General features: G+C 73.5%; 9 protein-coding genes. 6 read left to right on the forward strand and 3 right to left on the reverse strand.

Annotated elements, in window-relative coordinates; translation table 11 throughout:
- Nucleotides 1-93: 93 nt before the first annotated feature.
- On the reverse strand, nt 94-1737 hold the full coding sequence (gene pgm, locus ABZ783_RS22240) for a phosphoglucomutase (alpha-D-glucose-1,6-bisphosphate-dependent) (protein WP_357441349.1): 1644 nt from the start codon (nt 1735-1737) through the stop codon (nt 94-96).
- Between the two features lie 29 nt (nt 1738-1766).
- Nucleotides 1767-2999 (reverse strand): glucose-1-phosphate adenylyltransferase, encoded by a 1233-nt coding sequence (glgC, locus tag ABZ783_RS22245; RefSeq protein ID WP_357441350.1) that lies wholly within the window; start codon nt 2997-2999, stop codon nt 1767-1769.
- Between the two features lie 95 nt (nt 3000-3094).
- Here glgC and glgA point away from each other — a divergent pair, with 95 nt between their 5' ends.
- The 3 genes from glgA to glgB are packed head-to-tail and all read left to right on the forward strand — an operon-like array spanning nt 3095 to nt 8527.
- Nucleotides 3095-4303: a glycogen synthase gene (gene glgA / locus ABZ783_RS22250; RefSeq protein ID WP_357441352.1), complete on the forward strand. Its 1209-nt coding sequence runs from the start codon at nt 3095-3097 to the stop codon at nt 4301-4303.
- Between the two features lie 37 nt (nt 4304-4340).
- Complete coding sequence (locus ABZ783_RS22255; protein ID WP_357441354.1) at nt 4341-6437, forward strand: alpha-1,4-glucan--maltose-1-phosphate maltosyltransferase; 2097 nt, start codon at nt 4341-4343, stop codon at nt 6435-6437.
- Complete coding sequence (gene glgB, locus ABZ783_RS22260) at nt 6425-8527, forward strand: 1,4-alpha-glucan branching protein GlgB (RefSeq protein WP_357441355.1); 2103 nt, start codon at nt 6425-6427, stop codon at nt 8525-8527. The genes ABZ783_RS22255 and glgB overlap by 13 nt, the downstream gene beginning before the upstream one ends.
- Before the next feature lie 110 nt (nt 8528-8637).
- On the opposite strand, the gene ABZ783_RS22265 is transcribed toward glgB, so the two are convergent.
- The gene (locus ABZ783_RS22265; RefSeq protein WP_357441357.1) at nt 8638-9678 is read right to left on the reverse strand and encodes a phosphatase domain-containing protein; all 1041 of its coding nucleotides are present in this window, start codon (nt 9676-9678) and stop codon (nt 8638-8640) included.
- Nucleotides 9679-9807: 129 nt separating this feature from the next.
- Between ABZ783_RS22265 and ABZ783_RS22270 the strand changes: the two genes are divergently transcribed.
- The 3 genes from ABZ783_RS22270 (at nt 9808) to ABZ783_RS22280 (ending at nt 12999) form a co-directional block, all read left to right on the forward strand.
- Complete coding sequence (locus ABZ783_RS22270; RefSeq protein ID WP_357441358.1) at nt 9808-11418, forward strand: hypothetical protein; 1611 nt, start codon at nt 9808-9810, stop codon at nt 11416-11418.
- A gap of 22 nt (nt 11419-11440) precedes the next feature.
- Nucleotides 11441-12238, forward strand: a complete 798-nt coding sequence (yaaA, locus tag ABZ783_RS22275) for a peroxide stress protein YaaA (RefSeq protein WP_357441360.1) — start codon at nt 11441-11443, stop codon at nt 12236-12238.
- 95 nt (nt 12239-12333) lie between these two features.
- On the forward strand, nt 12334-12999 hold the full coding sequence (locus tag ABZ783_RS22280) for a hypothetical protein (RefSeq protein WP_357441362.1): 666 nt from the start codon (nt 12334-12336) through the stop codon (nt 12997-12999).
- The last annotated feature ends 101 nt before the right edge of the window (nt 13000-13100 follow it).

Below are 13100 nucleotides of genomic sequence, written 5' to 3' on the forward strand. Positions count from 1 at the left end.
GGAAGGGGCCGCCGGACGGGAGCCCGCCGCCGGGCGAGGGCAGTCGCCGGGAGCGGCCCGCCCGGGCAGCCGCGACGAGCGCCGGGACCGGCGTCAGCCCTTCGACAGCACCGCGTCGACCAGGGCCTTGGCCTCCTCCTGGATCCGGGCCAGATGCTCCGGGCCCTGGAACGACTCGGCGTAGATCTTGTAGACGTCCTCGGTGCCGGACGGCCGGGCGGCGAACCAGCCCGACTCGGTGGTCACCTTCAGCCCGCCGATCGGTGCGCCGTTGCCGGGCGCGGTGGTGAGGATGGCCGTGATCGGCTCGCCGGCCAGCTCGGTCGCGGTCACCTGCTCCGGGGAGAGCTTGCCGAGGACGGCCTTCTCCTCCCGGCTGGCCGGGGCGTCGATGCGGGCGTACGCGGGCGCGCCGAAGCGCTCGGCCAGCTCGGCCCAGTGCTGGCTGGGGCTGCGCCCGGTGGTGGCGATGATCTCCGCGGCGAGCAGGCAGAGCAGGATGCCGTCCTTGTCGGTGGTCCAGGTACTGCCGTCCCGGCGCAGGAAGGACGCGCCGGCGCTCTCCTCGCCGCCGAACCCGACCGCCCCGTCGAGCAGGCCGGGCACGAACCACTTGAAGCCGACCGGCACCTCCAGCAGCGGGCGGCCCAGGTCGGCGGCGACCCGGTCGATCATGGAGGAGGAGACCAGGGTCTTGCCGACCGCCGCCGCGGGTCCCCACTGGTCCCTGGTCCGGAACAGGTGGCCGATCGCCACCGCCAGGTAGTGGTTGGGGTTCATCAGGCCACCGTCCGGCGTGACGATGCCGTGCCGGTCGGCGTCGGCGTCGTTGCCGGTGGAGACCTGGAACCGGTCGCGGGCGGCGATCAGCGAGGCCATCGCGTTCGGCGAGGAGCAGTCCATCCGGATCTTGCCGTCGCCGTCCAGGGTCATGAACCGCCAGGTCGGGTCGACGGTCGGGTTGATGACCGTCAGGTCGAGCCGGTGCCGCTCGGCGATCTCGCCCCAGTACGCCACGCTCGCCCCGCCCATCGGGTCGGCGCCGATGCGGACCCCGGCGTCGCGGATCGCGGCGATGTCCAGCACGGCCGGCAGGTCGTCGACGTACCGGGCCAGGAAGTCGTACTCCCCGGTGGTGTCGGCGGCCCGGGCCCGCGCGTACGGCAGGCGCTTCACCTCCTTGAGCCCGGCGGCGAGGATGGCGTTCGCGCGGTCCTGGATCCACTTGGTGACGTCGGTGTCGGCGGGCCCGCCGTGGGTGGGGTTGTACTTGAAGCCGCCGTCGTCGGGTGGGTTGTGCGACGGGGTGATCACGATGCCGTCGGCGAGGCCGGCGCTGCGCCCCCGATTGTGGGTGAGGATGGCGTGCGACAGCGCCGGGGTGGGCGTGTAGCCGTCGCGGCTGTCCAGCAGCACGGTGACCTCGTTAGCGGCGAGCACCTCCAGCGCGTTGACCGCCGCCGGGGCGGAAAGCGCGTGGGTGTCCCGGGCGAGGAACAGCGGGCCGTCCAGGCCCCGCTCCCGCCGGTAGTCGCAGAGCGCCTGGGTGACGGCGAGGATGTGGTCCTCATTGAAGGCGTTCTTCAGGCTGGACCCGCGATGGCCGGAGGTGCCGAACGAGACCTGCTGCGCCGGGTCCGCCGGATCGGGGTGCGCGGCGTAGTAGGCGGTGACCAGCCGGGGTACGTCGACCAGGTCGGCGGGCTCGGCGGGCTGGCCGGCGCGGGGGTGGGCCACTGCGGGGTCCTCCTTGCGAGTTCGGGCGGTCAGGGCTCGACGGTCTGGCCCTTGCCGATGACCACGATGCCGTTGTCGGAGACGGTGTAGCGCTGGCGGTCCTTCTCCAGGTCGACGCCGATCTCGGCGCCCTCCGGGACGTAGACGTTCTTGTCCAGGATGGCCCTTCGGACCACCGCGTGTCGGCCGATCTCGACACCCTCCATGAGCACGGCACCGTCCACGTGCGCCCAGGAGTGGACCTTCACCTTCGGCGAGACGATCGAGTTCTCCACCAGCGAGCCCGAGATCACCGACCCGGGCGAGATCAACGAGCCGACCGCCCGGCCGACCCGCTCCCCCCAGGCGTGGACGAACTTGGCCGGCGGGTAGGGCGGCTGGTTGCTGTAGATCGGCCAGTCGAAGTTGTAGAGGTTGAACACCGGGTGGACGTTGATCAGGTCCATGTGGGCGTCGTAGAACGAGTCGAGCGTTCCCACGTCCCGCCAGTAGCCCCGATCCCGGTCCGTGCTGCCGGGCACCTCGTTGTCCTTGAAGTCGTAGACGTTGGCCTCGCCCCGCTCGACCAGCATCGGGATGATGCTGCCGCCCATGTCGTGCTTGCTGCTCTTGTCCTCGGCGTCGTGCTCGACGGCGTCGATCAGGGCCTTCGTGGTGAAGACGTAGTTGCCCATCGAGGCGTAGATCTGGTCCGGCGCGTCGGGCAGCCCCACCGCGTCGGTGGGCTTCTCGCGGAACGCCCGGATCCGCCGGCCGTCCTCACCGACCTCGATCACGCCGAACTGGTTCGCCATCGACAGCGGCTGGCGGATGCCCGCCACGGTGACCGCGGCGCCCGAGGCGATGTGGTCCTCCACCATCTGCCGCGGGTCCATCCGGTAGATGTGGTCCGCGCCGAAGACGATCACGTAGTCCGGCTGCTCGTCGTAGATCAGATTGAAGCTCTGGTAGATCGCGTCGGCCGAGCCGGCGAACCACCACGGGCCGCGGCGCTGCTGCGCCGGCACCGGGGTGACGTAGTTGCCGAGCATGGTCGACATGCGCCACGTCGTGGTGATGTGCCGGTCCAGTGAGTGGGACTTGTACTGGGTCAGCACGACGATCCTGAGGTAGCCGGCGTTCGCCAGGTTGGAGAGGACGAAGTCGACCATGCGGTACATCCCGCCGAAGGGGACGGCGGGCTTCGCCCGGTCGGTGGTGAGGGGCATCAGGCGCTTGCCCTCCCCGCCGGCCAGGACGATCGCGAGCACCTTGGCAGCCATGCTCAGACGCTATCGATCCTGCCCCGACTTCACCACTCGTACGGGCACAGTTCCGCGCCGGGTGCGCGGCGGGCCTGTGCACTAGGGTGCCGGTCATGACGGATTCCGCTCGGCTGCGCGTTGATCTGCTCACCCGGGAGTACCCGCCGGAGGTGTACGGCGGGGCCGGGGTGCACGTCGAGTACCTGGCGCGCGAGCTGCGCCGCCTCGCCGACGTGCGGGTGCACTGCTTCGGCGCGCCGCGCGACGAGCCGGGCGTCACCGCGTACGCCGAGCCGGTGGAACTGGCCGGCGCGAACCCGGCGCTGCGGACCATGGGCGTCGACCTGGAGATGGCGGCCGGCTGCGCCGGCACCGACGTGGTGCACAGCCACACCTGGTACGCCAACCTGGCCGGGCACACCGCGAAGCTGCTGTACGGGGTGCCGCACGTGGTCACCGCGCACAGCCTGGAGCCGCTGCGCCCGTGGAAGGCCGAACAGCTCGGCGGCGGGTACGCCCTCTCCTCCTGGTGCGAGCGCACGGCGGTGGAGGCCGCCGACGCGGTGATCGCGGTCAGCGAGGGGATGCGGCGGGATGTGCTGACGGCCTATCCGGCGGTGAATCCGGACCGCGTGCGGGTGGTCTACAACGGCATCGACACCGGGCAGTACACCCCGGACCACGACACCGACGTGGTGGACCGGCTCGGCATCGACCCGTCCCGCCCCAGCGTGGTCTACGTCGGGCGGATCACCCGGCAGAAGGGCCTGCCCTACCTGCTGCGGGCGGCCCGGGAGCTGCCCGCCGACACCCAGCTCGTGCTGCTCGCCGGCGCCCCCGACACCCCGGACATCGCGGCCGAGGTGGAGGAACTGGTCGCCGAGCTCCAGGCCACCCGCTCCGGGGTGGTCTGGGTGGCCGCGATGCTGCCCAAGCACGAGGTGATCCAGGTGCTCACCCACGCCACGATCTTCGCCTGCCCGTCCGTGTACGAGCCGATGGGCATCGTCAACCTGGAGGCGATGGCCTGCGAGACGGCCGTGGTGGCGACCGCCACCGGCGGCATCCCCGAGGTGGTCGTCGACGGCGAGACCGGGCTGCTGGTGCCGATCGACCAGGCCTCCGACGGCAGCGGCCGGCCGCTGGATCCGGAACGGTTCGTGGCCGACCTGGCGGCCCGGCTCAACGAGCTGCTGGCCGATCCGGCGCGCACCGCCGAGTTCGGCCGGGCCGGGCGGCGGAGGGCGGTGGAGCACTTCTCCTGGGACTCGATCGCGCGGCGGACGCTGGAGGTGTACCGGTCGGTGGGCGCCGCCGGCTGACCGAGCGCGAAGCGATCTCGCGCAGTAGGTTGAACCGGTGACTGGACGGTTCCCGATCGAAGACGTCTCCCCCGTCGTCTCCTGCGGTCGCTACCCGGCCAAGGCCGTAGTGGACGAACTCGTACCGGTGTCGGCCCGCGCCTACCGCGAGGGACACGACGCGCTCGGCTGCAACGTGGTCTGGCTCGGCCCGGACGGCGCGGCCCGCCCGTTCACCCGGCTGCGGCCCGGCGAGCCCGGCCAGGACCGCTGGCACGCCACCATCCGCCCGGACACGGTCGGCACCTGGCGATTCGCCGTCGAGGCGTTCCACGATCCGTACCTGACCTGGCAGAACGCGGTGACCAAGAAGCTGGCCGCCGGCCAGGGCCCGGCCGAGCTGGCCAACGACCTGGCCGAGGGCGCCCGGGTGCTGGAGGCGGCGCTGGAGCTGGTGCCGGCGGCCGACCGGGCGCGGGTCCGGGCGGCGGCCGCCGCGCTGCGCGCCGACGACCTGGAGCTGCGCCGGCGGGTCGGCCCGGCGCTCGACCTGGCCGCGCTGCTCTGGGACCACCCGGTCCGGGAGCTGGTCACCACCGGCGAGGAATACCAGCTCTGGGTGGACCGGCCCCGGGCGCTCTACTCCGCCTGGTACGAGTTCTTCCCCCGCTCCGAGGGCGCGATCCCGGCCACCGTCGACGCGCCGGCCCAGTCAGGCACCTTCAGCACCGCCGTCGACCGGCTCCCCGGCGTCGCGGCGATGGGCTTCGACGTGCTCTACCTGCCGCCCATCCATCCGATCGGCCGGGTCAACCGCAAGGGCCGCAACAACTCGCTCACCGCCGGGCCGGACGACGTCGGCTCGCCGTGGGCGATCGGCGCCGCCGAGGGCGGCCACGACGCCATCCACCCCGACCTGGGTACGCCGGAGGACTTCCGCGCCTTCCTCGCCGCCGCCGCCGAGCAGGGCCTGGAGGTGGCGATGGACCTGGCGTTGCAGTGCGCCCCGGACCACCCGTGGGTGACCGAGCACCCGGAGTGGTTCACCACCCGGGCCGACGGCAGCATCGCGTACGCGGAGAACCCGCCGAAGAAGTACCAGGACATCTACCCGCTGAACTTCGACAACGACCCGGCGGGCATCCGGGCGGAGATCCTGCGGGTGGTGCTGCACTGGGTCGGCGAGGGGATCCGGATCTTCCGGGTCGACAACCCGCACACCAAGCCGTTCGACTTCTGGCACTGGCTGATCTGGGAGGTCAAGCAGGTCGACCCGGACGTGCTCTTCCTCGCCGAGGCGTTCACCCGCCCGGCGATCATGCACGGCCTCGGCAAGATCGGCTTCACCCAGTCGTACACGTACTTCACCTGGCGCACCAGCGCCGCCGAGATGCGGGCGTACTGCGAGGAGCTGGTCGCGGCGGCCGACTACATGCGACCGAACTTCTGGCCCAACACGCCGGACATCCTGCACGAGTCCCTCCAGCACGGCGGCCCGCCGATGTTCAAGATCCGGGCGGTGCTGGCCGCGCTGCTCTCCCCCTCCTGGGGCATGTACGCCGGCTTCGAGCTCTTCGAACACGTCGCCCGCCCCGGCGCCGAGGAGTACCTGGACAACGAGAAGTACGAGCTGCGCCCCCGGGACTGGGCCGACGCCGAGGCGCACGGCCGCTCGCTCGCCCCGTTCATCACCACCCTCAACCGGGTACGCCACGACAACCCCGCCCTGCACCGGCTGCGCAACCTGCGCTTCCACGACATCGACAACCCGGCCCTGCTCTGCTGGTCCAAGCACGACCCGGACACCGGCAACACCGTGCTGGTGATCTGCTCGTTCGACTCCCGCGCCGTGCAGTGGGGCAACACCACCCTGGACATGCCGGCGCTCGGCCTCGACTGGCACGACCGGTTCACCGTCCACGACGAGCTGACCGGGGTCAGCTACGACTGGGGGCAGCGCAACGCCGTCCGGCTCGACCCGTACCTGCAACCCGCGCACGTGTTCACCGTGCGGCGCGCCGCCGCGCCGGCCGCACCGGACCCGGCGAACCCGGCGGCGCCCGACCTGACCGTCGAGGACGTGCCCGCCGACCTCTCCGGCGGCACCGCCCCGACCGCACCGGCCGTGGAGGACGACGAACGATGGAGCAGCTGATCTCCGGCCAGGCGTACGACCCGCACGCCGTGCTCGGCGCGCATCCGGCAGCCGGGCGCACCACCATCCGGACCCTGCGGCGCGGCGCCACCGACGTGGTCGTGCTGGTCGGCGACGAACGGCACCCGATGAAGCGGGTGCACGACGTCGGCGTCTTCGAGACCGTGCTGCCCGGCGAGGTGCTCGACTACCGGGTCGAGGTCGACGGCACGGTGCACGACGACCCGTACCGCCACCCGCCCACGCTGGGCGAGCTGGACCTGCACCTCATCGCCGAGGGGCGGCACGAGCGGCTCTGGGAGGCGCTCGGCGCCCGGGTGTTCGACGAGGGTGTGGCGTTCACCGTCTGGGCCCCGAACGCCCGCGGGGTGCGGGTGGTCGGCGACTTCACCGGCTGGGCGCCCGACGACGGCTGGCCGATGCGTTCGCTCGGCGCCAGCGGGGTGTGGGAGATCTTCGTGCCGGGCGTGCCGGTCGGCGCCCGCTACAAGTACCGCATCCTCGGCGCTGACGGGCACTGGCGGGACAAGGCCGACCCGCTGGCCGCGCGCACCGAGGTGCCGCCGGCCACCGCCTCGGTGGTGCACCACTCCACGTACGAGTGGGGCGACGCGGCCTGGCTGGCGCGCCGGGCGAAGCGGCGACCGCACCAGGAGCCGATGAGCGTGTACGAGGTGCACCTCGGCTCCTGGCGGCCCGGCCTCGGCTACCGCGACCTCGCCGAGCAGCTCACCGAGTACGTGACCACCCTGGGCTTCACCCACGTGGAGTTCCTGCCGGTGATGGAGCACCCGTTCGGCGGCTCCTGGGGCTACCAGGTCACCGGCTACTACGCCCCCACCGCCCGGTTCGGCGACCCGGACGACTTCCGCTACCTGGTGGACCGGCTGCACCAGGCCGGCATCGGCGTGCTCCTCGACTGGGTGCCGGCCCACTTCCCGCGCGACGAGTGGGCCCTGGCCCGCTTCGACGGCACCCCGCTCTACGAGCACCCCGACCCGCGCCGCGGCGAGCACCCCGACTGGGGCACGTACGTCTTCGACTTCGGCCGTCGGGAGGTGCGCAACTTCCTGGTGGCGAACGCGCTCTACTGGTGCGAGCAGTTCCACGCCGACGGGCTGCGGGTCGACGCGGTCGCCTCGATGCTCTACCTGGACTACTCCCGGCAGGAGGGCCAGTGGGTGCCCAACGTGCACGGCGGCCGGGAGAACCTGGAGGCCATCGCGTTCCTCCAGGAGGCCAACGCCACCGTCTACAAGCACCACCCGGGGGTGGTGATGGTCGCCGAGGAGTCCACCGCCTGGCCGGGTGTCACCCGCCCGACGGCTGAGGGCGGGCTGGGCTTCGGCTTCAAGTGGAACATGGGCTGGATGCACGACACCCTGCTCTACACCTCGAAGGACCCGATCTACCGGCAGCACCACCACCATCAGCTCACCTTCTCCCTCGCGTACGCGTGGAGCGAGAACTACGTGCTGCCGATCAGCCACGACGAGGTGGTGCACGGCAAGGGGTCGCTGGCCGGCAAGATGCCCGGCGACACCTGGCAGCAGCTGGCCAACGTCCGGGCACTGCTGGCGTACATGTGGGCGCACCCCGGCAAGCAGTTGCTCTTCATGGGCTGCGAGCTGGCCGACGACCGGGAGTGGAGCGAGGAGCGCGGCCTCGACTGGTACCTGCTGCACGACCCGGCGCGGGCCGGCGTGCAGCGCCTGGTCGGCGACCTGAACCGCGTCTACCGGGCCACCCCCGCGCTGTGGGCGCAGGACACCGACCCGGCCGGCTTCCGCTGGATCGCCGGGGACGACGTCGCCAACAACACCGTCTCGTTCGTGCGGATCGCCCCGGACGGCGCCACCCTGGTCTGCGTGGCGAACTTCTCCGCCCGACCGTTGGAGGGCTACCGGATCGGCCTGCCGGCCAGCGGCACCTGGACCGAGGTGATCAACACGGACGCCCACCACTACGGCGGCTCGGGCGTGGGCAACCTGGGCGCGGTGCACGCGGAGAGCGTCCCCTGGCACGGGCTGGCCGCGTCCGCGACGCTGCGGGTGCCCCCGCTCGGCGCCCTCTGGCTCCGCCGCGACTGATCCCGGTCTGGCGGGTTAAGAGGTCGGCGATCTGGCGGTGTCCGGCACCCTTCGACACCGCCAGATCCGCGGAACTGGCGTCGATCTGCGAGCGCCACGGCGGGCGCCGGTCAGACCAGGCCCGCCTCCCGTAGCAGCTTCCAGAGGCCGGCGCCGTCCGGCGCGGCGAGCCACTTCTGCCCGACCGGGCCGGCGGACGGGCGGCCGGGCGGGGCGGGCAGGCTACCGGCCAGCACCGACTGGGTGGGTGACAGCCGGCGGATCGCCACCCCGGCCACGTTGTCCGGGTGCGCGGCGGCGAACTCGCGGTAGATCTCCTGGTCGTGCTGCCCGTCGTCGCCGATCAGCAGCCACCGGACGTCCGGGAACTCCCGGGCCAGCCGGGCCAGGGTGGCCCGCTTGTGCTCCTTGCCGCTGCGGAACCACCGGTCGGCCGTCGGCCCCCAGTCGGTGAGCAGCAGCGGCCCCGCCGGGTAGAGGTGCCGGGAGAGAAACCGGGTAAGCGTCGGCGCGACGTTCCAGGCGCCCGTGGACAGGTAGAAGACGGGGGCGCCGGGGTGGGCGGTGACCAGCCGCTCGTAGAGCACCGCCATGCCGGGCACGGCGGCCCGGGCGTGCTCGTCGAGGACGAAGGTGTTCCAGGCGGCGAGCAGCGGCCGGGGCAGCGCGGTGACCATGACCGTGTCATCGATGTCGGAGAGGATGCCGAACCGGACGTTCGGGTCGAGCACGCGGACCAGGGCCTCGACCGGCTCGGCGTCGGGGACGCTGAGGCGTACGCTGCCCCAGCCGGGGGTGAAGTCGGCCTCGATGACGGTGTCGACGAAGCCGCTGCGGTCCGCCGTCGTCTCGTGGCATACGTCGCCGGCCTCGATGGTCACCGTGGCGTGCTTGGCGGGCAGGGTGGCGAAGCTACGCCAGCCGCGGACCTTCTCCGGTCGGGCCCGCTGGCGGACGTCCGGCCGGCCGAGCAGCACCCGGCAGAGCACCCGCGCCCAGCCCGGCGCGCCGTACCCGGCGTACGCGATGATGTTGACCTTCCAACCCGTGCGCCGCAGCCGACGCTCGACCAGGCCGTGGACGGCGTCCTCGATCCGTGCGGCCCGGTGCAGCCGCGGTACGGCGAGTTCTCCGGCAGGTGTGGCGGGCACGCTGTCACCCTGCCACACGCGGGCGACGGCGGCCACGCGAGTGCGGCCGGCCCCGACTCCGCCGATCCGCCCCGCCGCCGGGTGGCACCGTGAAAAACTGCGGTCGGGACGACGACGGGGGCGTTGGTCGTGTCGACAGCTGTGCAGCACCGCGGGTGGTGGCACCCCACACTCGACCGACCGGCGCTCGTCGCCCTGCTGCTCGGGGCGGCCGGGGTTGGCTACCGGCTGGTCCTGACGCTGCTGACCCTGCCCGGCTCGAACAGCGACGAGGCGACGTTCGGCCTCGCCGCCCTGCACATCGCCGCCGGCCGCGAGCGGCCGGTCTTCCTGTACGGCCAGCACTACATGGGCGTGCTGGAGTCCTACCTGGCGGCCCCGTTGGTCGGCTGGGCCGGGCCGAGCTGGCCGGTGCTGCGGCTGCCACTGCTGGTGCTCTACGCGGTCTTCCTCTGGCTGGCGTACCGGCTGACCCGCCGCCTCTACTCCCCCTGGCTGGCCACCTTCGTGGTGGGGCTGCTGGCGCTCGGTTCGGAGCGGGTGGTCCGGGACCAGCTCACCGTGGTGGGCGGCCGGCCGGAGGTGAAGCCGGCGGTGCTGGCGATGCTGCTGATCGCGGTGGCCCTCGGCGAACGCCGGGTGCGGCACCGCTGGCTGGCCACCGGCGTGTTCGGCCTGCTCGCCGGGCTGGCGCTCTGGTCGGACTGGCTGATCGTGCCCTACCTGGCGGTGGCCGGGATCGTGCTGCTCTGGGCGGCGCCCCGGGACCTGATCGGCTGGCCCGGTGTGCTGCTGATCGCCGGCTTCGTGGTCGGGGTCGCCCCGATGATCAAGGACAATCTCGATGCCCCGCCCGGGCAGGACTCGCTGTCGGTGTTCCGGCAGATCAGCACGAAGGCGGGCGCGGCGCCGTCCTGGTCGGACCGGGTGCACGGCGGCCTGCTGGAGGGGGTGCCGCTGGCCGGCGGGCTCTGCCGCGCGGCCGGCTGCGCCCGGTGGCAGGAGTGGTTCGGGCTGCTCTACCCGGTGCTGCTGGTGGCCGCCGCCGTGCTGGGGCTGGTCGCCCTCCGGCAGGCCGCCAACGCCGCCGGACGGGTCCGGGTGGTCGCGCACCTCGCCCTGGTCGTCGGGGCCGTGCTGACCCTGCTCGGGTACGTGCGCAGCCCGCTCGCCGCGACCGATCCGCTGGGCAACGCCCGCTACCTGTCGGTGCTGCAGATCTCGCTGCCGGCGGTGCTGTGGCCGCTCTGGCTGGCCGCCGCGGAAGCCTGGCGGGGCACGGCGGGAGTGGCGGCCCGGGTCGGCGGGGCGGTGGCCGGCCTGGCGCTGGCCGCGGTGGCCGCGGCGACGGTGGCGGCCACCGTGGCGTTCGTCGCGGACGCCCCGTCGGTGCGGGCCGAGGAGCGGCAGACCCGTGAGCTGGCCGACGCGGTCCGTGGGGCCGGGCTGCACGAGGTGTACGGCGACTACTGGACCTGCAACCGGCTGATCTTCAACACCGGCGAGGCGGTGGTCTGCGGGGTGCTCGACGGCAACCTGACCCCGGGGCAGAACCGCTACCCGCCGTACTGGCGGCAGGTGGGGCGGGCGGCCCGGCCCGGGTACGTGCTCAAGGCCGGGTCGTCGGCGGAGCGCACGCTGCGCTGGTGGCTCGGCGACGGGGCCGACGCCGCCGTGGTCGCCGAGGTCGGCGGCTATCGCGTGTACCACCCGGAGAGCGCCGTCCGGCCCTGGCGCTGAGGTTGGGTCGTACGCTGAGCCGATGCTCATCCTGCTGCCCCCGTCCGAGGGGAAGGCCGAGGCCGGCACCGGTCGCCGGCTGGACCTGTCCCGGCTCTCGCTGCCGGAGCTGACCCCGGCCCGGGAGGAGGTGCTGGCCGCGCTCGTCGCGCTCTGCGCCGGGCCGGACGAGGCGGCGGCCCGGGCCGCGCTGGGCCTCAGCGAGGGGCAGGGCGGCGAACTGCGCCGCAATGCCCGGCTGCGTGTGGCGGCGACCGCGCCGGCCGACCGGATCTACACCGGGGTGCTCTACGAGGCGCTCGACCTGGCCTCGCTGCCGCCCGCCGCGGCCCGGCTGGCCCGCCGCTCGGTGCTGGTCAGCTCCGGCCTGTGGGGCGCGGTACGCCTCACCGACCGGATCCCGCCGTACCGCTGCCCGGTGGGGGCGAAGCTGCCGGGGATCGGGGCGCTGTCGGCGTACTGGCGGCAGGCGCTGGTCCCGGCGATGGCGGCGGCGGCCGGCCGGGGGCCGGTGCTGGACCTGCGTTCCGGCGCGTACGCGGCCACCTGGGCGCCGCGCGGGGAGGTCGCGGAGCGCACGGTGACGGTGCGGGTGCTGCACGAGCGCGACGTCGATGGGGTGCCGACCCGGTCGGTGGTGAGCCACTTCAACAAGGCCACCAAGGGCCGGCTGGTCCGCGACCTGCTCACGGCCGGCGTCCGGCCGCGCACCACTGCCGCCCTGGTGGGAGCGCTGCGGGACCTGAAGTACACGGTCGAGGAGCAGCCCGCGCCCGCCGGCCGGCCACGCCAGGTTGACGTCGTCGTGACGGAGTTGTAGCCGCAATTTTTCCTCAAGGCTCGGGCGCAGCGGTTTCGTCGTGCCGGCCAGGGGGCCACGGTAAGGGAACCCCACGCCGACAAGGAGTTCCTGCCATGGCCTCCGACTCCACGCTGCTCGACCGGCCACACCGGTCGCTGCCGCTCCCACCGCTGGACTGGCTGACCCTGGCCGACGCGTTCGAGGTCGCCTGCCTGATGCGCTGCACCCCACCCCCGGCCACCGACGGCCGCCGGGTCGACTCCGGCACGTACCGGGGCGGGGTCGCCGAGTTCAACCACGAGGCCGCGGCGCACCGGATGCGGCAGCTGCTCGGCCGCCTGGACGTACCGGTGGAGCACGAGCTGACCACCGGCGGCCTGCGCCGCCGCTACGAGCTGCACCGGTTGTCCGTGCCCCGGGAGCACTGGTCGGCGTACGCGATCCTGCTGGAGACCGGCTGGCGGCAGGGCCGCCGGGAGCTGCTCGGGGGGCCCGTCCCCGGCGCCTCCCCGGCCCGGCGGGTGTGGCGGCCCCGGTTGGCCGCGGCGGCCTGGCGCGCGGCGCTGCTGGCCGGCGGGCGGCACGTCCGCCGGCATTGTCTCGGCGTCCGGCTGACCGACCGGGACCTGGCCGCGGTCCTGGTCCGCAGCGCGGCGCTGCTGGACGTCCCGGCGGTGCTCCGGCCCGGCGGCGGCTGCTTCCTGGTGAGCGTGCCCAACGGCCCGCACCGCGCGCGGATCGTGGACAGCGCCACCCTCGCCCCGGCGCAGGCCTGCTGAGCCGTCCGCCCGGCCCGGCCGCCGCGCGGCGCCGCCGGGTCGAACCGTCCGCACCGCGCCGGGCGGGACCACCGGCGCCGCGTCCGGGCTTGCGCGGCGGC

It is taken from the genome of Micromonospora sp. NPDC047738, assembly GCF_040642675.1.
Classification (GTDB): domain Bacteria; phylum Actinomycetota; class Actinomycetes; order Mycobacteriales; family Micromonosporaceae; genus Micromonospora.